Consider the following 21,637-nt stretch of genomic DNA (forward strand, 5'->3'; position numbering starts at 1 on the left):
ACGGGGCGAGTTCGGGGACGGCGAGGTCGACGAGCAGGAAGTCGGCCGCCTTGCCCGGCCCGATCTGCCCGGTGACAGCGCCGAGCCCGACCGCGTCGGCGCCCAGGCGAGTGGCCCGGTCCCACCAGGTCCATCCCCCTCCGCACGACGCGTCGCCCGTGTGGAGTCCGAGTGTCAGCCGTTGCGCGGTCTCGGCGGAGTCGACCAGACGGAAGGCGTCCCCGCGTGTGCCGTCGGTGCCCAGACCGAACCTGATACCGGACTCGGCCATCGTCGTCGCCGGTGCGACCGCGTTGCCCTTCCAAGCGCTGGCCACTGGGTTGTAGCTGATGGCCGCCCCGGTCTCGCGCACCAGGGACAGTTCGTGCGGTGTGACGAGCGTGGCGTGCGCGCCCAGCAGCCAGGGCCCGAGCGCCCCCGCCGCGTGGAGGTGCTCCAGTGGTCGCCGGCCGTGGCGGAGCAGGCTGCCTTCAACCCCCACGAGGTGTTCGTTGACGTGGACCTGCAGCACCGTGTTCGTCTCCCGGGCCAGCGCGGCCACGGCACCCAGGGTGTGCTGCGTGGCGGAATCGGGGGTCGGCAGGGCCAGGGAGGGGTGGACGAGGCGGTGGTGTTCGTAACGGGAAAGGTGGTCCTCGGCCGCGGCCAAGGGCTCGGTCGTGGTGAGGGAGGACGCTCCGGGGTCCGAGCAGACCCGTCCGAGCACACACCGGATCCCGGCGTCCGAGGCGGCTCCCCCGACGACCCGGGCGTCGACGGGCGCGCGGGTCCCGGCCTCGGCGACCGTGGTGAAACCGCCGCGCAGGGATTCCAGGGCCGCGAGTTTGGCTGCCAGGTAGGCGGTCTCCTCGTCGAGCGCCCCTTCGAGCGGGACCCAGACGCGGCGGAAGATCTCCGAGGGTTCCCCGAAGGCGAGGGAGGTACCGAAGGACTGCGTCAAGTGGTGGTGCGCGTCGACGAACCCCGGCATGAGCAGGTGGCGGTCGAGGCGCACGGGGGTCAGGTGCGGGTGTTCGCGCGCCACCTGTTCGACGGGGCCGACGGCGCGGAACTCCCCGCCGGCGACCACGACTGCATGGTCGGCCACCGGGCCGTCGGCCAGCATCAACACCTCCGGCACCAGCAGCGAGGGGTCGGTGTCGAGGTGGTGGGGACTCAGCGTCTCCATGGTTCCTCTTCTGTTCGGGTGGTGTCGGGAACGGTGCGGGACGGGCCGGGTCCGGCCCCGCTCATGGCGTGGAGGACGGGCCCGGGTCCGCTGGGCCGACCGCCTCCGGCTGCTCCTGTCGGTTGCGGTGGAGGCGGGGCCGGACGTGGTGGAACAGCACGTTGAGCAGGGCCGCACTGACGGCGCTGACCGCGACACCGCTCTCCAGGAGGATCGTGGCGTTGTCGGGGAAGGCCTCGTACATCCCGGGGACCAGGATGGGCAGCAGTCCGAGTGCGAGTGCCGTGCCGATGATGAAGGCGTTGGTGTGGTCGTCGAGGGCGGCACGTTGCAGCATCTGCATGCCGAGGACGATCACCACGCCGAAGACCAGGATGGCCGTACCGCCGACGACGGGGGCCGGGACAGCGCTGACCAGAGCGGTGATCGGTGCGACGAACCCGATGACGACGAGGATCACCCCGGCCGTGGCGGTGACGAAGCGGCTGCGGACCCCGGTGACACGGATGATGCCGATGTTCTCCCCGCTGCACACCATGAGCGGTGTCCCGAAGAATCCGCCGGTGAGAGAGGTGAGGGCCTCGGCCCGGATGGTTCGGGGCGCGTCCCGGCGGATGTCGATGTCCTTGCCGACGGCTTGGGCGTTGACGACCGTCTGACCCGTCGTCTCAGCCATGGAGGCCAGGCTGTAGATGAGGAGAGGCAGCGCGGCGAGCAGGCTGAACTCCGGGACACCGAAGGGCATGGCCTGCGGTGCCTGGACGAAACCGCCGTCGGTGGCGCCGCTGAAGTCGGTCTCGCCCATGGTGACGGCCAGGAGGGTGCCGCAGATGAACCCGAGCATGACGGCGATCTGTCGGAGCACCCCGGTGAAGAGCCAGAAGAAGAGGACGGTGAAGCCGATGGTGGCCATACCCAGCAGCAGGTTCCCGGGGTCTCCGAAGTCGGGATCGCCGGGTTCTCCGGTCACCAGGAACGCGCTGATCTTCACCAGGTTGATCCCGACGATCACGATCATCGTCCCGATGACCAGGGCCGGAAAGAACTTCAGCAGCCTGGAGAAGACCGGGAGCGCGACGAAGTAGAAGAGCGACGTGATGATCACCGCGCCGACCGCGGTGTTCGCACCGTGCTGTTGGGCGATGGCGATGAAGAGCACGACGGGTGCACCGCCGGGCAGCATGACGAAGGGCAGCTTCGCTCCGAAGCCGAACAGGCCCAGGGATTGGAGCACTGAACCGATGCCGGAGAGCACGAAGGCTGCCGCCAGGAGGTTGACGGTCAGTTCGGTGGTCAGTCCGAGGGCCGCGCTGATGATGAAGACGCTCGATATCGGGGCCGCGGCCATGACCAGCACGTGCTGGAAACCGAAGAGCGCCATGGAGCTGTAGGGGCGGTACTCGTCCACAGGGTGTCGGGGGGTCGTTGACACGGGTCGGGCTCCGTTCGTCGTAGGGACGACGCGATCTGTTCGGCCTTTGCCCCGCATTGGCCAAATCGATTTGGCCATGAGTATGCGCGGACACCACGGAAGCGTCAAGGGGACGGTGAAGACGGCCGACGACAGCACACCGCCGGCCCGCCCTGACCGCGAACACAAAGGGGCCCCGGTTCATGTGAACCGGGGCCCGGGGTCGGGGAGCGCGCGAGAGCGGGGACCACACGCTCCTATGCCTGCATCGGGGTGATTCTTACCAGAGGTACTCGACGATGGTCTCGGCGTCGTCCATCTGGTGGTGGTAGCGGTCGGGGTAGGCCGAGCGCTGCACGTCCTGGGCGACGGTGCCGCCGGCTTCGTCCTTCCAGCTGTCGTCGGGGAAGACGACCTCCAGCTCGTCGAAGAAGGCGTCGGTGGCCCACCCGGCGTCGAGGCGGTCGTCGGGCGAGCCGTAGTGGTCGCGCTGCTGGTAGAGGCCGACGCTGTCGCGGTCGCCGCCGTTGTAGTTGTTCAGGTGGGTCTCGACAATGACGGTGGACATGGCGATGGCCGCGGCCTCCTGGTCCATGTCGCGGTCCTTGGAGGCCTCCACGACCTCCTTGGCGCAAGTGGCGGTGCGCGCGTCCATGTTGCCGGCCATGTCCTGGGTCAAATCGTCGTTGAGGTCGTCGGCGGCCTCTTCGGCCTCCTCGGAGAAGTCGCCGTCGGCACCGTTGAGGTCCATGTCGACGGACATGCAGCCGTCGTTGTCCTCGTTGCTCTCGTCAGCGGCTGCGGTTCCAGGTCCTGCGAGGAGCAGGCCGCCGCTGAGCAGCACGCCCGATGTCGCAGTAAACACAAACTTCGGCATCGATTCGATAAAAGGCATGTGTGCAATGTAGGGCGTGACCTGGATTTTGGTAGTGGTTGACACCACATCGGGCACGTGTGAAACACAACTCCCCACACGAGCAACCGTGCACGGCTCTCACAGCGTCTTACTCGGCCGCCTCTTGAGGACGTACATGCAGGTCTGCCCGCACACAAGGCGATCCGGCTCTCCGACCCCCGCGACCCCGCCGGCCGCACCCGGGCCGGAACCGGCTCCGAAGACCTCCGGAGGGCAACCGGAGGTCACGTGCCGGGTCAAGAGAACAAGAGGAAGACCGGCCCGACCCACCCCGCACGAGCCCCGAACGAGCAAAGCCCCGGGCACTCACATGCGATGCGAGTGCCCGGGGCTCGTCAGGCCTGGGTGGGACACGGGGGGTGCGTGCGGCGTCTCCGAGTCCCGGGGGCAGAGCCGCCGGTACGGGGCCTGCCGTTCCGGCATGGGACACGACAAAGCCCCGGTCACGCCTGCGATGCAGACGCCCGGGGCTCCTTCGTGTGCGGACGTGGCCACGCGCCCGGGGCAACCGGAGCAACGTGCCCCGGGCCGACCCGGCTCAGCCGTCGGTGCGGGCGACGCCGATGGGGCAGCTCGCCCCGGTCCCGCCCATGCCGCAGTATCCGCCCGGGTTCTTGTCCAGGTACTGCTGGTGGAAGTCCTCGGCGAAGTAGAACGTGCGCAGCGGCTCGATCTCGGTCGTGATCCGCCCGTAGCCGGAACGCTCCAGCACCGGTTGGAACGCGTCGCGCGAGGCTTCGGCCGCCTCCCGCTGGGCGTCGTCGTGGTACAGGACCATCGACCGGTACTGCGAACCGACGTCGTTGCCCTGGCGCATCCCCTGGGTGGGGTCGTGACCCTCCCAGAAGATCTTGAGGATCTCCGTGTAGGAGATGCGGTCGGGGTCGAAGACCACTCGGACCGCCTCGGTGTGCCCGGTCAGACCCGAGCACACCTCTTCGTAGGTGGGGTTGGGCGTGTAACCGCCCGCGTAACCCACGGCGGTGGTGATGACGCCGCCCTCTGCCCCCAACTGCCAGAAGACGCGCTCCGGGCCCCAGAAGCAGCCCATACCGAGGTCGGCGATCTGGGCGCCGTCGGGATAGGGCGGGGCGAGCGGGGTGCCGAGAACGGTGTGGCGCTCGGGCACCGGCATCGGGGTGTCCCTGCCTGGCAGGGCGTTGGCTGGATCGACCATGGTCGTCTTTCTCCCGAACATGCTTCCAGGCTATCCGCCGGTCAAGGGAGCGGCGGGGTCCCTGGCTGTCCACAGGGTCGGGGCCGGGGGCAGACAAAGAACCGGGGCAGTCCTAGGATCACAGGATGCCCGACTCGAACCGCGGCGTTCTCCTGGGTGCGAGCGCCTTCCTGTTCTGGGGCTTCGCGGCCCTGTACTGGCCCCTTCTCTCTGCGTCCGAACCCTCCGAGGTACTCGCCCACCGCATGGTGTGGGCGCTGCTCGCGATGGCGGTGATCCTGGTGGTCACGCGCCGCGGCTGGGGGTGGCTGCCCCCGGTCCTGCGTGAGCCGCGCCGCCTCTTGCCGGTGGCCGCCGCCGCGGTCCTGATCTCCCTCAACTGGTGGGGGTTCATCTACTCCGTCTCGATCCAGGAGACCCTCCAGGCCTCCCTCGCCTACTTCATCAACCCCCTGATGTCGGTGCTGCTGGGCATGGTCTTTTTCGCCGAGCGCCTCCGTTCACTGCAGTGGGTGGCGGTGGCCCTCGGCACGATCGCGGTCGTGGTGATGACGACCGCCTACGGTGCGACGCCGTGGTTGTCGTTGCTCATGGCGTCGTCGTTCGCCGCGTACGGCGCCGTGAAAAAGTACGTGGACCTCGACGGGACCCAGAGCCTGACCGTCGAGACCCTGGTGATGTTCCTGCCGGCGCTCGGATTCGTGGTGTATCTGGAGGCCACGGGCGCAGGCACGACGTTCTCGGTGTCGGCCGCGCACACGGTGCTGTTGATCGGCGGCGGGTTCGTGACGGCACTGCCGCTGCTGCTGTTCGGGATGGCCACGCGCCTGGTCCCGCTGAGCGTGATCGGGATGTTGCAGTACATCGCACCGACGGGAATCTTCCTCATCGGATGGCTGATCCAGGGTGAGGAGATGCCCGCGAGCCGCTGGACCGGGTTCCTCCTGGTGTGGTTGGCGCTGTCGGTATTCGTCTTCGACCAGCTCAGGAGCCAGCGCAAGGCCCGGAACGAGCGGAAGACCCCCGGGTTGCCGGATGCGGAGGGCGTTCCGGGTTCTCCGGACACCCCGGGCGCACCTGCACCCGCGCGGCGCCCGGAACCCCTGGACGGCCCGCATCCCCGGCAGGCGCGCCCCTCGCCGGGCGGAACGTCGGCCGACCGGGGCGGGCAGACGCCTCCGCCCGCGGGAGCGGAGGATCGGAGGACCCGCTGCGAGGGCCCGCCTGCGTCCTCGGAGTGAGCGGGCGGGCTACCCGGGTTCCGGAAAACCGAAACTACGATCGGTGACGTTATGCTAACGTGCAGTCGCAGGCGCGGGATGCCCGCGCAGACCGTACCGCTCCCCCGGAAGGCCCTCCCATGGCTGACGCCGGCCGCACGGCCCACGCCCCGCGCGTGGTCACCTCCGTGCGTCCGGCCACCGCGGCCGTTCTGTCCCCCCTGCTCGCGGCGGGTTTCCTCACCGTCCTGTGGTTCCTGGGCGGTGCGCCCGCGCACGCGCTCGACCTGAGCGGGGCCACGGGCAGTTCCGAGTCAGGAGCGCTCGGGGTGGTCGGCGACGGCGACGGGGATGTCGGAGACCGCCCGGGCACGGACGACAGCCCCGGAACCGGCTCGGACCGCAACGCCGAAGGCGCCGATCAGGCCGCTGTGACCGGGGCCGACCAGACCGCACCGGCGCAGGAGGCACCCCGCTCGCAGCCCTCCGAACCCTCTCCGGACCCCATCGACGGCGACGAGGCCGGCAACGGGGTCGCCGAAGGTGTCACGAGCGAGCTCACCGCACCCGTGACCGGCACCCTCGACTCCGTCCACCAGCGCCTCGACGACCCCTCGGACGTTCCCGACGGCGGCGACCCCTCCGACAGCGGACTCTCCGACGCCGGGCTCCCGGTCGCCGAGGTCGGCGAGGGTGCGCGCCGGGTCGTAGAGGGCCTCGAGCACACCACCGAGAACAGCTCCGGCACCGGCCTCGCCTCCGCCGTCACCGGTCAGGACCTCGTCTCCCCCGACGACCTCGCGGACCGCTCGGCCACCGACCCGTCCGACGACGAGGGGGGCGGCGAGCACGGCGACAGCAGTGACCGCCTCGACACCGACACCCGCGCAGCTCAGGAAACCGCCCCGGACAGCACAGGGCCCCCGGCCGGTTCCGCGTCCGCACCCGCCTCCGCGTACGCCGACCCCAGCGCCCAGGGGAACGACAGCGCCCCGGACGCCGAGCCCGGATCCGGCGGGGACGACCACCGCTCGTCCCCCTGGGCCTCGGCGCCGAACACCTCCGCGCAGGCCGCGGGTGCCGCAGCCCCGGGCGTCGCCGGGTACCTGACCTCCTCCTCCGTTGCCGGCCCTGACTCCACCGCCGTCCGCGCCCCGTCGGACGCCCCGCACGGGGTGCCCTCCGACCCCGCCGACGACCCCACGGTCTCCCCCGACTAGCGGCGCCCGCACGCCGCGGCAGCACGCCCGCGCGGACCCGCCCCCAGCCGTAACTCCCTGCTTCCTGGGGGCTGACCTGAGTCCCGTGCCGATGTTCACGGGGTTCACGTCAGCCGGTGGTCCGATGCGCCTCCGACGCGCCGACCGGCTGTGGCCCCGGCCGCTCTTACACCGAGCGGCCGCCCCGAACACACCACGCAGAACTGTCCGACCAGGGAAGGAAGACCCATGTCGCAGTCCCGACGCTTCACCGCGAGGACCGCCCTGCTCGCCGCGAGCACGGCCGGTTTCGTCGCCCTCGGTTCCGGTCTCGCCGGAGCCGACACCCTCGAGCCCAACACCCTGGAGTCCACCACCGAGGAGATCGGCCCCGTGGCCGAGCGCCTGCTGGTGGAGAACGTCGCGCCCAGCGTCAACAGCCTCGTGCCCACGGGTGCGGGACCCGCCGCCGGTGATGCCCTCGACGAGCTCCAGCAGACCGCGGACGACCCCGAGAAGCCCGCACCGGACCTGGGCACGGCCCTGCCCGAGGGAGAGGAACAGGTCCCCACCCCGGTCGGCGACGCCCCCAACCCGACGTCCACGCTGGGTGACACGCTGTCCGAGGGCCAGGAGATGACCGGCCTGGACGGCGACCCGCACGACACGGTCGGCCACGACGCCGGGGAGGCGGTCGAGGGGACCGCGCACGGGGCCGGAGAGCGCTTGGAGGAGGCCGGCCACGGCGCCGGGGAGGCCCTCGAGGGCGCCGCGACCACCGTCGTCCCGCAGGCCGCGCACACCGTGATGGACGTGCGCGACCAGGTCGTGCCACAGGCCGACGACCTGGAGCAGGTCACCGCGCTGCCCGGCGAGGCGGCCGACGGCATCGGTGCGCCGAGCCTGCCGCAGTCGGGCGAGCTGTCCGACCTGACCGCCGAGAACTCCCTGGAAGTCGAAGAGGTGCTGCAGGACCCGCTGGACCAGGGGTCCACGGTGCAGCAGAGCGCCACCGCGCCCCAGGCCCCCAACGTCTGGGACCTGACCGGAGCGTTCGGGGTGCGCACGCCCGATTCGGTGCAGGACGTCATGGAGTCCAACCCGGTCACCGACGACAACTACGTCAGCCTCGGCGAGGAGGACGTGCTCGGCATGGTCGGCAACCCGAACTGGGACGGGCACGAGACGTTCCCGCAGACGGCTGCCGAGGACGAGGAGGGGCTCCCCGGGNGTGGGTCCGCGGACGTGGGCGGGGCCGCGGAGTCGGCCACCGACGGGCTCACCCCTGAGGGCGTGGAGACCTTCTCCCTGAACGGACCGGCCTCCGAGGCGAGCGTCGACCCGGCCGACACCGACCTAGAGCCGGCGCTGGAGGCGATCGAACCGGTGGCCGGGGAGGTCGAGGAGACCCTGCCGCAGACCTCCGAGCTGGGCCTGCCGCAGGTCGCCGAGGGTGTGGACGCCGGGACCGTCGAGGACCTCGCCGAGGGGCTGGGCCAGGGCACCGACCTGGTGCACGAGATCGACCTGAGCGACCCCGTCAGCATCTCCGGCGGGACCGAGGAGCCCGAGACGCCCGAGGGCATGGTCGAGCACCCGACCGTCACCGACCTGCCCGGTTCGGAGGCCCTGCCCGTCGTGAGCTGACACCCGTGCAGGGGGCTCTTTCCGGGGGTTCCCCGGGGGTTCGGGCCGACGCTGCCAGGGCTCGGCCCCCTGAACACGGTCTGCGGCGCCGTCCGGCGATGCCGGGCGGCGCCGCACGTTCGTCCCGGTTCAGGACCTTGGTCGCACGGAACTCGGGACGAACAACACCGTTCCCGAGCGCGAGTGACCTGAGTCATGATCGAATCGGGGTGACGCACCCGCACCGGAACGCGAGGAGGCACCGGGATGAACCACGAGCGCGAGGACGTCGACCCCGACGACGAACCGCTGACGGAGGAGGAACGGCGGTTGGACGAGATCCAGGCGCGCGGGCTCCGGGAGCGCCAGGCGGACCAGGAACGGGCCGGGCACCGGTTCGACCTGTTCGACGAATCCGAATGGGGTCCCGGCCCCCAGGACTGACGCCCGGAACCCTCGGAAGGATGTCCGGTGGCGTCGGCACGGTCGCGCGCGAGGCCGGTCACGTGGCGGGCGGGCTTACCGCTCGGGCGCGTCCACGTCCGGCCGATTCCGCAGACCCCCTGACAGCAGGGCGTTCCCGCTCTACTCTGGAACCCTCTGCCCTCGGGCAGGTGCCACGGGCGGCCCGGGCCTCCCCGGCGACCCGAGGCAGTCGAGGACCGGACACGGCACGCCGCCCCGCACGGCGGGGCCGCAACGTTAGGTGTGGTGACGACGACGATGAACAAGCCGTCCGACAAGGGGTCCGGTCCGGACGACAACACCGGCCGCGACCACGAACCCGCGTTGGAGCAGCACTCCGCTTCCGACCCCGATTCTCCGCTCACCCCCGCCGAGCAGCGCATGGAGGAGCGCATCGGCAAGTGGTTGGAGAAGGGGCGCGCGCGTGAGGAACGTGCCCGCGCCGCGGGGCTGAGCCAGGAGGCCGCACGGGAGTCCTGGACCTGGCGCTGACCCGGGCCCGAACCCCCGACACCCCACCGAACGCGCGTCCGTCCGACGGTTCGGCCTCCCCCGGTCAGTCCCCCGTCAGGCGTTCCACGTAGGCGCGGTACTCCCGCAGCACCAGCCGCAGCGACTCCGTGTCCGTCTCGCCGGGCCCCGCGTCCCAGACGGCGCGCAACCGCGCGCGGCGCTCCTCGATCCCCTCGACGACCGCCTCCGCGACCTCCGCCGCCAGCGCGTCCGCATCGCGTACCGCCTGCTCGGGGTCGTCGACGAACCCGCCCTGGGCCCCGGTCCACCGTTCCTTCACCCGCGCGAGGTCCATGCCGCGCGGGACGACCCGCCACGGTTCGCCCTCCCACGGCCGTCCCGAGGCCTTCTCCGCCGCCCCCTGCGGGGTGGGCCCGGCAGAATCACGGCGGGACGGCGCCCGCTGCGCCGGCCCCTGTTCCCTCGCAGGAGTGAGGGGGCGGTTCTTGCGTGCGGGCTTGCGGCGCACCGGCCTGTGCCCGGGCCCCTCCCCGCCCGAAGAGGGCGTGCCGCCCGTCTCGGCCGCCCCGGACCCGGCCACCTGGTCCTCGGCCGCCCCGGTCCGGTCCGCGCGTTCCTCCGGGCCCTCCTGTCCCGTCCCGGACGTGTCCGTGCGCTCGCCGCCTCCTGCAGTCCCCGCCGGTCGTTCCGCCATCGTGCGCCTCCTCCCGGCGCCGGAGCCCCGGCGCCCTCGGGTCACCGCTCCGCGGATCCTGCCCCGCTCACCGGGCCGTCTCCGCTCTCGGGGGATCCTCTGTCGGCCCCTCGCTCCACTGCTCGTTCCGTCTTCTCCGCCGGTCCCGGGACCGCTCCGCCCAGGAGGGCGGTCACCAGCCCCCGGTAGGCCACCAACGCCTCGCGCAGGTCCTCGGTGCGCGCCCGGTCCGCCTCGGCCAGGCGCCCGGCCGCGTGCGCGCGATGGAAATCAGCGACCGCCCCGGGGTGGTCCACCGACAGGTCCTTGGCCCGCTGCTCGAACGCGTCGTCGCCCTCTCCCCGGTCGGGGTAACCGAGGTCGGCCATGATCGTGTCGGTCAGGCGGCGGGCACGGCGGGCGGCCCCGGCGGGGTCGTCCACGAACCCCTGCTGCACCTCGGCCCAGGCGTGGGTGTGGTTCTCCCGCTGCTCGTCGGTGAGGTCCCGCAGGTCGGTCGCGGACCGCTGCCGCAGCCGCTCGACCAGGTCCTGCTCCGCGGCGGCGGGTCCACCGTGCTCGCGCACCGCGTGGTCGTACTCGTCGCCGAAGCGCTCCCGCAAGCGGGCGGTGCGCCGGGCAGGCAGCACCGACGTCCACAGCAGGTACACCCCGCCCAACAGCAGAAGGAGAGCCACGACCACGGCCGACACGGCGACGACGGTTCCGGAATACACCGCATGCACCTCCTGTGGACCAGGGGCTGCCCCCGAAGGTTCGGGTCAAACGCCGGCTCCGCTCCCTTGAACCCCTGCGAAGCCGAAGGTGCAGGCCGGAGCCCGGGTATCCGTATGTCTGGAGAACTCTCACCCCGCAGCGCGTTTACCGGTCCCGGGACCGACCCCCGGGAGCCGCTGCACGGAGCACACCCCGTCCGCCCCCGCACACGAAAAAGACCCCGGAGACCGCCTCCGGGGTCCGACGTGCGGCTGTCTCAGCCGGTGCGTTCCACGACGTAGTCGCACAGGGACTCGAACGCCTCACGCGCGCGCCCCTCGGGCAGGGTGGCCAGCTCCGCGCGGGCCCGGTCCGCCCACCCGTGCAGGATCGCAGCGGCCTCGTCCATGGCCGGGTGCGGGCGCAGCAGGGCCAGCGCCTCCTCGGCCTCGGTGTCGTCGAGCGGGCGGCCCAACAGGGAGCGCAGCCGCTCGTCGGCCGGGTCGGTCGAGCGCAGGGCGTAGAACATCGGGAGGGTGAGTACACCCTCTCGCAGGTCGGTACCGGGGGTCTTGCCGGAGTCGTCCGGGTGGCCGGCCACGTCCAGGATGTCGTCGGCGAGCTGGAAGGCCATGCCGAGGGCGTCGCTGGCGCGGGTCAGGGTCCCGGTGGTCTCCGGGTCGACCTTGCCGAACATGCCGCCGAACTCCGCGGAGGAGGCGATGAGCGACGCGGTCTTGTCGCTGATGACCTGCAGGTAGTGGTCGAGCGGGTCGGCCCCGGCCTGCGGCCCGGAGGTCTCGCGCACCTGCCCCTTGACCAGGCGGGCGAACGTCTCGGCCTGCAGCCGCACGGCCTCGGTCCCCAGGTCGGCGAGCATCGTGGAAGACTGCGCGAAGACGTAGTCGCCGGTGAGGATCGCGACGCTGTTGCCCCAGCGCATGTTCGCGCTGGTACGGCCGCGGCGCATCTCGGCCTCGTCCATGACGTCGTCGTGGTAGAGGGTCGCCACGTGGGTGAGCTCGACCACCGCGGCAGCGCGGATGAGGTCGGGGGACTTCGGGTCGCCGAAATGGGCGGCCAGCAGTACCAGCATCGCGCGGAACCGCTTGCCTCCGGCGTCCAACAGGTGGGAGGCTGCCTCGGTCAACAGGGGGTCGGTGGAGCGCACCGAGTCCGCCAGCATCGCCTCGACCTTGTCGAGGTCGTCCTGCACCTCACGGGCGAGGGAAGGGTCGACTCTCGGCAGAGCGAGAAACCCGCTCGGGACAGCACCGCTCACCGTAAAGCTCCACCTGTTGAACGGGCACGCGCACAGCCCCTGAGGGGGAGCCGACCGCGCGTGCACAGCACATGAACATGATCCGACTTGCCACGGTATCCGACCCGGAATGGTGAACCAAAGCCACCACCCGGGTCGGGCACCGCAGCCCCGTCACGGGGCCGTACGCTCCAGTGACGCCTCGTCGACCATGACCGAGACGGGTTCGGGGCCGGCCTCGTTCGACGGCAGGAGGGTGTCGAGCACCGGACCCGGGAACACACCGAGCGTCAGCGTCGCGGCCACGCCCACGGTGATGACACCGCCGGTGAGCATGCCTGCGGGCACCACGGTCGGGCCCTCCTCCTCCGGATCCCGGAAGAACATCACAACGATGATCCGGACGTAGAAGAAGGCGGTCACCGCGCTGCTGAGCACACCCACGATCACCAGCGGCGTCGCCCCGGCGGCCACGGCGGCCTCGAACACCGCGAACTTGCCGATGAAACCGCTGGTGAGCGGGATACCGGCGAAGGCCAGCAGGAAGAGCGACAGCGCGCCGGCCAGCCCTGGATGGCGCCGGCCGAGCCCGGCCCAGCGGTCGATGTCGCCGAGCTCCTGTCCCCCGTCGCGGGTGCGCACGAGGGTGATGACCGCGAACGCGCCCAGGGTCGTGAACCCGTAGGCGGCCAGGTAGAACATGGCCCCGGCGAGCCCGTCGGTGCTGGCGGCGACCACGGCGGTGAGGATGAACCCGGCGTGCACGACCGAGGAGTAGGCCAGCAGGCGCTTGACGTCGCGCTGGGTGACGGCCACGACCGCGGCGACCACCATCGTCAGCACCGCAACGGTCCACAGCATCGGTTCCCACAGTTCGAAGGAGCCGCCGAAGGGGACGAAGAACACCCGCAGCAGGGCCCCGAAGGCGGCCACCAGGGTGCAGGAGGCCATGAGCGCCGTGATGGGCGTGGGTGCGCCCTGGTAGACGTCCGGCTTCCAGTTGTGGAACGGCACGGCACCGACCTTGAACAGCAAGCCGATCGCGACGAGGCCGATCCCCATGAGCAGGAGGGGTTCGCCGTTGCCGTCCTCGAAGATCGGGGCTCCCCCGGTCTCGGCCGCCGCGCGCACCTCCGCGAAGTTCACGCTGCCCGCGTACCCGTAGACCATGGCGATCCCGAACAGGAAGAACGCCGAGGAGAACGCGCCGAGCAGGAAGTACTTCACCGCGGCCTCCTGCGAGAACAGGCGACGGCGGCGGGCCAGCCCGCACAGCAGGTACAGCGGCAGGCTCATCACCTCGAGGGCGATGAACATGGTGAGGAAGTCGTTCGCTGCCGGGAACATGAGCATGCCCAGCACCGCGAACAGCACCAGCGGGTAGACCTCGGTGTGCTGGGAGCCCGCCATGATGTGGGCGCGCTCCTGCTCACTGCCGGGCACCGTCGCGGCCTGGGCGGCGAAGGCGTCGCGCCCGTCGCGGCGTTCCGCGATGAGCACCAGGCTGATGAGCGCCAGCACCGCGATGGTGCCCTGGAAGAACAGGACGGTGCGGTCCACGGCCAGCACCCCGGCGACGAGGGTGGCTCCCTCCTCCGGCAGGGTTCCGACCTGCAGCACGAGCAGCACGAAGGTCACCAGCAGCGCCAGGGACGCGGTGGCGATCTGCAGGCCGCGGCGCCGTGTGGCCGGGACGAACGCCTCGAAGAGCACAGCGAGCACGCCGGCGCCGAAGACGACCAGGAACGGGGCGAGCAGCCACCAGTCCAGGACGGGCGCCTCTGATGTGATGACGGGGCCGGAGAGGCCCTCGTCGGTCTCGAAGGGGGTCACCCCTCGCCTCCTTCCTCGGCGGTGGCGCCGTCAGTGGCCGAGGCATCCTCCGTGCCGATCTGCACGGTGCGTTCGACGGCCGGGTCGATCGCGTCGAGCAGCGGCTGGGGGTACAGGCCGAACACGATGAGCAGCGCCAGGAGCGGTCCGGCCGCCCACTTCTCGCGCAGGTTCAGGTCCTTGAGACCGGACAGGTGCTCGGGGGTCGGGCCGGTCATGGCGCGCTGGAACATCCACAGGATGTAGAGCGCGGCCAACACCACACCGACGACCGCGACGACGGCCGCGACCGGGTTGAAGGCGTAGACCCCGACGAGCACGAGGAACTCGCTGACGAACGGGGCCAGCCCGGGCAGGGCCAGTCCGGCGAGGCCGGCGACGAGGAAGACCCCGGCAAGCTGCGGGGCGACCTTCTGCACACCCCCGTAGTCGGCGATCTCCGCGCTGTCGCGGCGTGCGATCAGAAAGCCCACGACCAGGAACAGCGCCCCGGTCGCGAACCCGTGGTTGACCATGTACAGGGCCGCGCCCGCCTGGGCCTGTTCGGTCAGCGCGAAGATGCCGAGCGTGATGAACCCGAAGTGGGACACCGACGTGTAGGCGATCAGGCGCATCATGTCGCTCTGGCCGATCGCGAGGATCGCGCCGTAGACGATGCTGACCAGGCTGAGCGCCACGACGGGCCACACGAAGGCCGACACCGCCGAGGGGAACAGTTCCAGGCAGTAGCGGAGCATGCCGTAGGTGCCGACCTTGTCGAGAACGCCGACGAGCAGCACCGCGGTCCCGGGCCGGGAGGCCTGGGCGGCGTCGGGCAGCCAGGTGTGCACCGGCCACATCGGCGCCTTGATCGCGAACGCGATGAAGAAGCCGAGGAACAGCCACACGGCCAGTTCGGTCTCGATACCGGCCAGGGCGCCGCCGGGCCCGACGAGGTCGACCCACAGGAACGTGCCGCCGACGACGTAGACACCGATCACGGCGACCAGCATGATGAGGCCGCCGGCGAGGCTGTACAGCAGGAACTTCACCGCGGCGCCGGCCCGCTGTTCGCCCCGGCCGTAGCGCCCGATCATGAAGTAGACCGGGATCAGCATGGCCTCGAAGAAGACGTAGAACAGGAACACGTCCGCGGCGGCGAAGACACCGACCATCATGGCCTGCAGGGCCAGGATGAGCGCGAAGTACCCCGCGCCGCCGTCCTCGCGGTCGTCGTGCTCCCGCCAGGCGGCGAGCATGACCAGCGGAACGAGCACGGCCGAGAGCAGGATCAGCACCAGAGAGATGCCGTCGACGCCGACCGCGTAGTGCACCCCGAAGCGCGGGATCCACTCGTGGGTCTGCTCGAACTGCAGCCCGCCGGCTCCGGTGTCGAAGCGCAGGGCCATGGCCGCGACCACGGCCAGGGTCGCCAGGGAGAACACGAACGCGGCACGCTTGGCGTTCTCGGCGCCGACGGCCGCGGGCCCAGCGGGGCGGACCTCGGTGATGGTGTCGGTGCCGCCTCCGGTGGCGGCCTCGCTCCGGCGCCTCTGTGCCGTGTCGGCGGCGGGCGCCTGTGCCCGGGCCAGTGCCCAGACGACGACCGCGCCGACCGCGGGAAGCGCGATCGCGATGGTGAGCCAGGGGATCATTTACAACCTCACAACCAGCGTCGCGGCGACGATGACGGCGCCGAAGAGCATGGTGAGCGCGTAGCTCCGGGCGAACCCGGTCTGTGCCCGGCCCAGCCCGGACGAGGAGTCGAGGACCCCGGTACCGAGGCCGTTGACCGCGGCGTCGATGACCTTGTCCTCGATGGTGACCAGGGCCTTGGTGAGCACCTGGCCGGGGCGCATCAACAGGCCCTCGTTGATCTCGTTGCCGTACAGCTCCTTGCGGGCGGCGACGGTGACGAAGCTGCCCTTCGGGGCGTCCCGTGCCACCGGCTTGCGCAGGTACAGCGCCCAGGCCACGGCCACACCGAGGACGAGCACTACCAGGGCGGCGACGCCGTAGGGGGCGGTGAGGGCGTGCGCCACGGAGAAGTGGTGCACCTCCGCGCCGACCGCGGGGGCCAGGAAACCGGCGAACCGGTCACCGAGCATGAGGAAAGCGCCCAGTCCGAGCGAGCCGATGGCGAGCAGGACCATGGGCACGGTCATGTTCGCGGGCGACTCGTGGGGGTGGACCCCTTCCTCCCAGCGCGGCTTGCCGAGAAAGGTCATGAAGACCATCCGCGACATGTAGAACGCGGTGAGCAGTGCACCGGCGATGACGGCGCTGCCCAGGACCAGCCCGGTGGTGCCGCCGACTCCGAAGGTGGCGGAGATGATGCTCTCCTTGGTCCACCAGCCCGACAGCAGCGGGACACCGATGATGGCCAGGTAACCGAGCCCGAAGGTGGCGAAGGTGATCGGCATCTTCGGGGCGAGTCCCCCGTAGCGCCGCATGTCCACGCCCTCGTTCATGGCGTGCATGACCGAGCCGGCCCCCAGGAACAGTCCGGCCTTGAAGAAGCCGTGCGTGATCAGGTGGGCGATGGCGGCGACGTAACCGGCGGGACCGAGCCCGGCGGCCAGGACCATCATGCCGATCTGGCTCATCGTCGACCCGGCCAGGGACTTCTTGATGTCGTCCTTGGCGGAGGCGATGATGCCACCGGCGAGCATGGTGGCCGCACCGACCGCGAGCACGGCGGTCTGGGCGACCGGGGCGCCCTCGAAGATCGGGCCGGCACGCACGATGAGGTACACACCGGCCGTGACCATGGTGGCCGCGTGGATGAGCGCGGACACCGGCGTGGGGCCCTCCATGGCGTCGAGCAGCCATGCCTGGAGCGGGAGCTGCGCGGACTTGCCGCACGCACCCAGGAGCAGCAGCAGACCGATCGCCAGCAGGATCCCGTCGCTCGCGGCGGGCACTGCGGCGAAGACCTCGCTGAAGCTGACCGCCCCGAGCACGGCGAACATGATCATGATCGCCACGAGCAGGCCCAGGTCACCGACCCGGTTGATGAGGAACGCCTTCTTGGCGGCGGTGGCGGCCGTGGGCTTGTACTGCCAGAACCCGATGAGCAGGTAGGAGGCCAGGCCCACGCCCTCCCAACCGAGGAAGAGCAGCACGAAGTTGTCCGCCAGCACCAGCACGAGCATGGCGGCGACGAACAGGTTGAGGTAGGCGAAGAAGCGGCGCCGACCGGGGTCCTCGGCCATGTAGCCGATGGAGTACACGTGGATGAGTGAACCCACGAAGGTGATCAGCAGGGCGAAGCTGATCGAGAGCGGGTCCACGAGGAGGTTGACTCCCGCCGAGAAGTCCCCGACGGCGAACCACTCGTAGACGGGGACGGAGACGCTGCGTGCATCGCCGGCCCGGCCGAGCAGGTCGAACAGGATCAGCGCCGCCAGGGCGAAGGAGGCGATCGGGAGGACCGTCGCCAACAGGTGGCCCCATTTGTCCGTGCGCCGTCCGCCCAGCAGCAGGATCGCCGCACCCGCGAGGGGCAGGGCGAACAGCAGCCAGGCGAAGGACAGCACGGGACTGTCGGCGGCGGTCGCCACCGCGGGTTCGGCGGCGAGGTACGCGTGATGTTGTGTCACAACTGCCACGTCGCCTTCTAGTTCTTGAGCAGGTTGGCGTCATCGAGCGACGCCGACCTGCGGGTCCGGAAGATCTGCATGATGATCGCGAGGCCCACGACCACCTCGGCTGCGGCGACGACCATCACGAAGAAGGCGATGACCTGTCCCTCGATGTCTCCGTGCATCCGGGCGAACGCGACGAACGCCAGGTTGCAGGCGTTGAGCATGAGCTCCACGCACATGAAGACGATGATCGCGTTGCGGCGCACGAGGACGCCGACCGCGCCGATGGTGAACAGCAGCGCCGCGAGGACGATGTAGTTCATCGGGTCCACGAGGACTCGACCTCCTGCCCGTTGCCGTTCTCGTCGTGCTCCCCGGTGTCGCCGCCCTCGGCGGCCTCACCGCCGGCGGGGGGCGCGCCGCGCGAGCCGTCGTCACCGGTGTGCTCGTCGGCCTCGGTGGGTTCTGCCTCCTTGAGGGCCGTCGGGTCGGAACCGCCGCCCGGCAGCGCGGCCCGGCCGGCCCGCACCTCGTCGGGCACCTGGGACTGGTACTCGGGGTCGCGTGCGGTCAGGACCGGGTTGAGGGAGAGCTGGGAGACCGAACCGTCCGGCAGCAGCGCCGGCATGTCGATGGCGTTGTGCCGGGCGTAGGTGCCGGGGCCGGGCAGCGGGGTCGGGTGGTCGCCGCGGATGCGGTCCTCCGACATCTCCCGCTGCGTGCGGCGCTTCTTGGTGCGGGCGGTGTGGGCCAGCACCATCGCGCCGAGCACAGCTGTGATGAGCAGCGCCGCGGTGGCCTCGAAAGCCACCAGGTAACGCAGGATGAGCTCACTGGCGATCCAGGGGATGCTCCCCCCGGCCGCTGCCGCGCCACCGGCGATCCCGGCGGGGTCGCCGACGCTGATGCGCGTGATACCGGTGACGAGCGCGCCGATGAAGGCGAGCGCGACCACGGCGGTCATGAGGCGCTGTCCGCTGAGCGTCTCCACGAGGGAGTCCGCGGAGCTGACGCCGACGAGCATCAGTACGAACAGGAACAGCATCAGCACGGCGCCGGTGTAGACGACGATCTGCACGACCATGAGGAACGGTGCCTCGTTGATGCCGTAGAAGATCGCCAGCCCGACCATGGCCAGCGCCATCGACATGGCCGAGTGCACGGCCTTGCGGGAGAAGACCACGCCCAGGGCGCCGAGCACCACGATGGTGCCCAGCACCCAGAAGACGCCGGCCTCTCCCCCGCCGATGGGGGCGGCGAGGGCGGTCACGGGGGAAGCGGGAGCGAACGGGTTCAACGCAGGGCCTCCGCGTCCTCGGCCGTGCCCTGCGAACCGTGCTCACCGCGTCCGGTGGCGTAGTAGTCCTGTTCGGTCTCGCCCAGGCGCATGGGGTGGGGCGGCTCCTCCATGCCCTCCTTCAGGGGGGCCAGGAGCTGCTCCTTGGTCCAGATCAGACTCTGGCGGCTGTCGTCGGCGATCTCGTACTCGTTGGTCATGGTCAGGGCGCGCGTGGGGCACGCCTCGACACAGAGACCGCAGAGGATGCAGCGCAGATAGTTGATCTGGTAGACGCGACCGTAGCGCTCGCCCGGCGAGTACCGGTCGTCGTCGGTGTTGTCCCCGGCCTCGACATAGATCGCGTCGGCGGGGCAGGCCCAGGCGCACAGTTCGCACCCGATGCACTTCTCCAGGCCGTCGGCCCAGCGGTTGAGCTGGTGACGTCCGTGGAAGCGGGGCGCCGTGGGGCGCTTGACCTCCGGGTACTCGACGGTGGGCACCTTCTTGAACATCGTGTGGAAGGTGACACCGAATCCCTTCACGGGGTTGAGCCACTCAAGCACCGGAAACCTCCTCACCCTTCTGGTTGCGGTCGGCAGCGGCGGCGGTGGCCGTCCGCGGCGGTTCGGCGAGCACACTGCTGCCGTAGTGCGATGCCGTGCTCGGGGGCACCGGGAACCCGCCGAAGGACGGGTCGCTGTGAGCCCTGCGTGCGTTCTCGGTGCGTTCGCGGTTCTCCTCGGTGCGCTCGCGGCGCACGTGGCGCAGCCAGGCGTAGAAGGAGGCGAGTGTGGCCACGGTGAAGGCGGCCACGACCAGCGCGATGACCACCGGGGAAGCACCGTCGAGCACGAGCATGCGCACGACGGCCACGCCGGTGATCCACACGAGCTGGATGGGGATGAGGACCTTCCACCCGAGCTTCATGAGCTGGTCGTAGCGCACTCGGGGCACGCTGCCGCGGGCCCAGATGAACAGGAACATGACGGCGGCGAACTTGAGCAGCCACCACAGGGCGGGCCACCAGCCCTCGTTCGCGCCGGGGAAGATCGCGGTGACACCGGGTGGCGCGTACCAACCGCCGAGGAACAGCGTCACCGACACCGCGGCGACCGTGCACATGTTGACGTACTCGGCGAGGAAGAACATTGTGAACTTCATCGACCCGTACTCGGTCATGAAGCCGCCCACGATCTCGCCCTCACCCTCGGCCAGGTCGAACGGCAGGCGGTTGGTCTCGCCGACCATCGTGACGATGTAGATGAGGAACGAGGGCAGCAGCAGGACCGCGAACCACACGTTCTCCTGGGCGGCGACGATCCCCGAGGTGGTGAGTGTGCCCGCCATGATGAAGACCGCCACGAAGGACAGGCCCATGGCGATCTCGTAACTGATGACCTGGGCCGAGGCGCGCAGGCCGCCGAGCAGGGCGTACGGGGACTGCGAGGCCCAACCGCCCAGCACGAACCCGTAGACACCGAGCGCGGCGGTGGCGAGCACCAGCAGTGCGGCGATGGGCAGGTCGGTGAGCTGGAGCGGGGTCATGACCCCGAACATGTTCACCTCGGGCCCGATGGGGATCACCGCGAACGCCAGGAACGCGGGGACCGCCGCGATCATCGGCGCCGCGATGTAGACGAACCGGTCGACCCCGCGCGGGATCAGGTCCTCCTTGAGGGAGAGCTTGATGCCGTCGAACAGGGACTGAAGGAGCCCGAAGGGGCCCATCCGGTTGGGTCCGTGGCGCTGCTGCATACGGCCCATGACCTTGCGGTCGGCCATGATCATCATGAGCACGCAGAGCATGAGGAAGACGAAGATGCCCAACGCCTTGATGGTGGTGATCCACCACGGGTCGTTGCCGAACATCTCCAGGGTGCTCTCCGAGGCCAGGTGGGCCGCGCGCGGATCGAGAGCGGCGGGGGTCACTGCTGCCTCCCGGCGTCGGTGGTGGGCGTGGCCAGCTCGACCGTCTCCCCTGCGTGGCTGCCCAGGTCATGGCGCAGGTCGCAGCCTTGGGCGTTGGCGGGGAGCCAGACGACCCGGTCGGGGATATCGGTCACGATCGCGGGGACGGTCACCGATCCGGTGGCGCCGGTGACACGCAGGCTCCCGCCGTCGGCGNNAGGTAAGCGCGGGCGGGCCGGGCGGTTCCGGCGAGGAACGGTTCGCCGTCCTCCATGCGCCCTGTGCCGAGCAGTTGGCGCCACGTGGACAGGACGGCCTGTCCCGAGGCGGGCTCGGGCACATCGGCGGGCCTGGCGGCGGGGGCGGGTGCCCGCTGTCCGGCCCAGGTCCCCAACTCCATGAGTTCGCGGTAGGCGGTGGCGTCGTCGGGCAGCCCGAGGTGCACGTCCATGGCGTCGGCGACGGCGGACAGAACCCGCAGGTCCGAGAGGGCGCCGGGCACCTTGAGCGCGTCGCCGAACGGGCGGTGGCGCCCCTCCCAGTCGACGAAGGTACCGGACTTCTCCGCGACGGCGGCCACGGGCAGGACGACGTCCGCCCGGTCGGTGACGGCGCCGGCCCGCAGTTCGAGGCTCACGATGAACGGCACCTGCGCCAGCGCCGCGCGGGCGGCCTCGGGGTCGGGCAGGTCGTCGAGCTCGACGCCGGCGATGACGAGCGCGTCGAGTTCACCGGCTGGCGCCG

18 protein-coding genes and 1 pseudogene are annotated in these 21,637 nt (G+C 70.7%); 4 read left to right on the forward strand and 15 right to left on the reverse strand.

Features of this window, described 5'->3' with window-relative positions; translation table 11 throughout:
* The 4 genes from D474_RS0111660 to msrA all read right to left on the reverse strand — a co-directional run.
* Nucleotides 1–1,168, reverse strand: a 1,168-nt coding sequence (locus tag D474_RS0111660) for an amidohydrolase family protein (protein WP_017613748.1), incomplete at its 3' end; no start/stop codon positions are given.
* A 61-nt stretch (nt 1,169–1,229) separates the two neighbouring features.
* Complete coding sequence (locus tag D474_RS0111665; protein ID WP_239647047.1) at nt 1,230–2,600, reverse strand: uracil-xanthine permease family protein; 1,371 nt, start codon at nt 2,598–2,600, stop codon at nt 1,230–1,232.
* A gap of 259 nt (nt 2,601–2,859) precedes the next feature.
* Nucleotides 2,860–3,474, reverse strand: a complete 615-nt coding sequence (locus D474_RS0111670; protein ID WP_239647048.1) for a hypothetical protein — start codon at nt 3,472–3,474, stop codon at nt 2,860–2,862.
* 559 nt (nt 3,475–4,033) lie between these two features.
* Entirely contained in the window at nt 4,034–4,693 is a 660-nt protein-coding gene (gene msrA, locus D474_RS0111675) for a peptide-methionine (S)-S-oxide reductase MsrA (RefSeq protein WP_017613751.1), read from the reverse strand.
* A gap of 104 nt (nt 4,694–4,797) precedes the next feature.
* On the opposite strand from msrA, the gene rarD reads away from it, so the two are divergent.
* From rarD to D474_RS0111700, 4 genes are all read left to right on the forward strand, one after another.
* Nucleotides 4,798–5,913 (forward strand): EamA family transporter RarD, encoded by a 1,116-nt coding sequence (gene rarD, locus D474_RS28405; protein ID WP_017613752.1) that lies wholly within the window; start codon nt 4,798–4,800, stop codon nt 5,911–5,913.
* Nucleotides 5,914–6,032: 119 nt separating this feature from the next.
* A complete protein-coding gene (locus D474_RS0111685) occupies nt 6,033–7,112 on the forward strand; it encodes a hypothetical protein (RefSeq protein ID WP_017613753.1) in 1,080 nt (359 codons plus the stop codon).
* A 1,872-nt stretch (nt 7,113–8,984) separates the two neighbouring features.
* Complete coding sequence (locus D474_RS32680) at nt 8,985–9,161, forward strand: hypothetical protein (protein ID WP_017613755.1); 177 nt, start codon at nt 8,985–8,987, stop codon at nt 9,159–9,161.
* Between the two features lie 279 nt (nt 9,162–9,440).
* Nucleotides 9,441–9,674, forward strand: a complete 234-nt coding sequence (locus D474_RS0111700) for a hypothetical protein (protein ID WP_017613756.1) — start codon at nt 9,441–9,443, stop codon at nt 9,672–9,674.
* Between the two features lie 64 nt (nt 9,675–9,738).
* Here D474_RS0111700 and D474_RS0111705 read toward each other — a convergent pair whose 3' ends face one another.
* From D474_RS0111705 to D474_RS0111760, 11 genes and pseudogenes are all read right to left on the reverse strand, one after another.
* The gene (locus tag D474_RS0111705; protein WP_017613757.1) at nt 9,739–10,350 is read right to left on the reverse strand and encodes a hypothetical protein; all 612 of its coding nucleotides are present in this window, start codon (nt 10,348–10,350) and stop codon (nt 9,739–9,741) included.
* Nucleotides 10,351–10,391: 41 nt separating this feature from the next.
* Nucleotides 10,392–11,066, reverse strand: a complete 675-nt coding sequence (locus D474_RS0111710) for a hypothetical protein (protein WP_017613758.1) — start codon at nt 11,064–11,066, stop codon at nt 10,392–10,394.
* 257 nt (nt 11,067–11,323) lie between these two features.
* Complete coding sequence (locus D474_RS0111715; protein WP_017613759.1) at nt 11,324–12,328, reverse strand: polyprenyl synthetase family protein; 1,005 nt, start codon at nt 12,326–12,328, stop codon at nt 11,324–11,326.
* Nucleotides 12,329–12,481: 153 nt separating this feature from the next.
* Nucleotides 12,482–14,140, reverse strand: coding sequence for an NADH-quinone oxidoreductase subunit NuoN (gene nuoN, locus D474_RS0111720; RefSeq protein WP_017613760.1), 1,659 nt, complete (start codon nt 14,138–14,140; stop codon nt 12,482–12,484).
* A complete protein-coding gene (locus tag D474_RS0111725) occupies nt 14,137–15,774 on the reverse strand; it encodes an NADH-quinone oxidoreductase subunit M (RefSeq protein WP_017613761.1) in 1,638 nt (545 codons plus the stop codon). The genes nuoN and D474_RS0111725 overlap by 4 nt, the downstream gene beginning before the upstream one ends.
* Nucleotides 15,775–17,721 (reverse strand): NADH-quinone oxidoreductase subunit L, encoded by a 1,947-nt coding sequence (gene nuoL / locus D474_RS0111730; RefSeq protein WP_017613762.1) that lies wholly within the window; start codon nt 17,719–17,721, stop codon nt 15,775–15,777.
* Between the two features lie 17 nt (nt 17,722–17,738).
* The gene (gene nuoK, locus D474_RS0111735; protein ID WP_017575853.1) at nt 17,739–18,038 is read right to left on the reverse strand and encodes an NADH-quinone oxidoreductase subunit NuoK; all 300 of its coding nucleotides are present in this window, start codon (nt 18,036–18,038) and stop codon (nt 17,739–17,741) included.
* Complete coding sequence (locus D474_RS0111740) at nt 18,026–19,003, reverse strand: NADH-quinone oxidoreductase subunit J (RefSeq protein ID WP_017613763.1); 978 nt, start codon at nt 19,001–19,003, stop codon at nt 18,026–18,028. Before D474_RS0111740 ends, nuoK begins: the two co-directional genes overlap by 13 nt.
* Nucleotides 19,000–19,548 carry an NADH-quinone oxidoreductase subunit NuoI gene (gene nuoI, locus D474_RS0111745; RefSeq protein WP_017575851.1) on the reverse strand — a complete coding sequence of 183 codons (549 nt, stop codon included), beginning with the start codon at nt 19,546–19,548 and terminating at the stop codon, nt 19,000–19,002. The genes D474_RS0111740 and nuoI overlap by 4 nt, the downstream gene beginning before the upstream one ends.
* A complete protein-coding gene (nuoH, locus tag D474_RS0111750) occupies nt 19,541–20,854 on the reverse strand; it encodes an NADH-quinone oxidoreductase subunit NuoH (RefSeq protein ID WP_193373998.1) in 1,314 nt (437 codons plus the stop codon). Before nuoH ends, nuoI begins: the two co-directional genes overlap by 8 nt.
* Nucleotides 20,855–20,910: 56 nt before the next feature.
* Nucleotides 20,911–21,637 (reverse strand): annotated as a pseudogene (locus tag D474_RS0111760) (molybdopterin-dependent oxidoreductase); the annotation flags it as partial.

It is taken from the genome of Nocardiopsis salina YIM 90010, assembly GCF_000341025.1.
In the GTDB taxonomy this organism is placed as follows: Bacteria; Actinomycetota; Actinomycetes; order Streptosporangiales; family Streptosporangiaceae; genus Nocardiopsis; species Nocardiopsis salina.

Excerpts from the sequence above, each read along its gene's own strand:
- D474_RS0111705 (WP_017613757.1), bottom strand. The coding sequence starts at position 10,350 with ATGGCGGAACGACCGGCGGGGACTGCAGGAGGCGGCGAGCGCACGGAC.
- D474_RS32680 (WP_017613755.1), top strand. The coding sequence starts at position 8,985 with ATGAACCACGAGCGCGAGGACGTCGACCCCGACGACGAACCGCTGACG.
- D474_RS0111685 (WP_017613753.1), top strand. The coding sequence starts at position 6,033 with ATGGCTGACGCCGGCCGCACGGCCCACGCCCCGCGCGTGGTCACCTCC.
- rarD (WP_017613752.1), top strand. The coding sequence starts at position 4,798 with ATGCCCGACTCGAACCGCGGCGTTCTCCTGGGTGCGAGCGCCTTCCTG.
- nuoH (WP_193373998.1), bottom strand. The coding sequence starts at position 20,854 with ATGTTCGGCAACGACCCGTGGTGGATCACCACCATCAAGGCGTTGGGC.
- D474_RS0111700 (WP_017613756.1), top strand. The coding sequence starts at position 9,441 with ATGAACAAGCCGTCCGACAAGGGGTCCGGTCCGGACGACAACACCGGC.
- D474_RS0111725 (WP_017613761.1), bottom strand. The coding sequence starts at position 15,774 with ATGATCCCCTGGCTCACCATCGCGATCGCGCTTCCCGCGGTCGGCGCG.
- D474_RS0111670 (WP_239647048.1), bottom strand. The coding sequence starts at position 3,474 with ATGCCTTTTATCGAATCGATGCCGAAGTTTGTGTTTACTGCGACATCG.
- msrA (WP_017613751.1), bottom strand. The coding sequence starts at position 4,693 with ATGTTCGGGAGAAAGACGACCATGGTCGATCCAGCCAACGCCCTGCCA.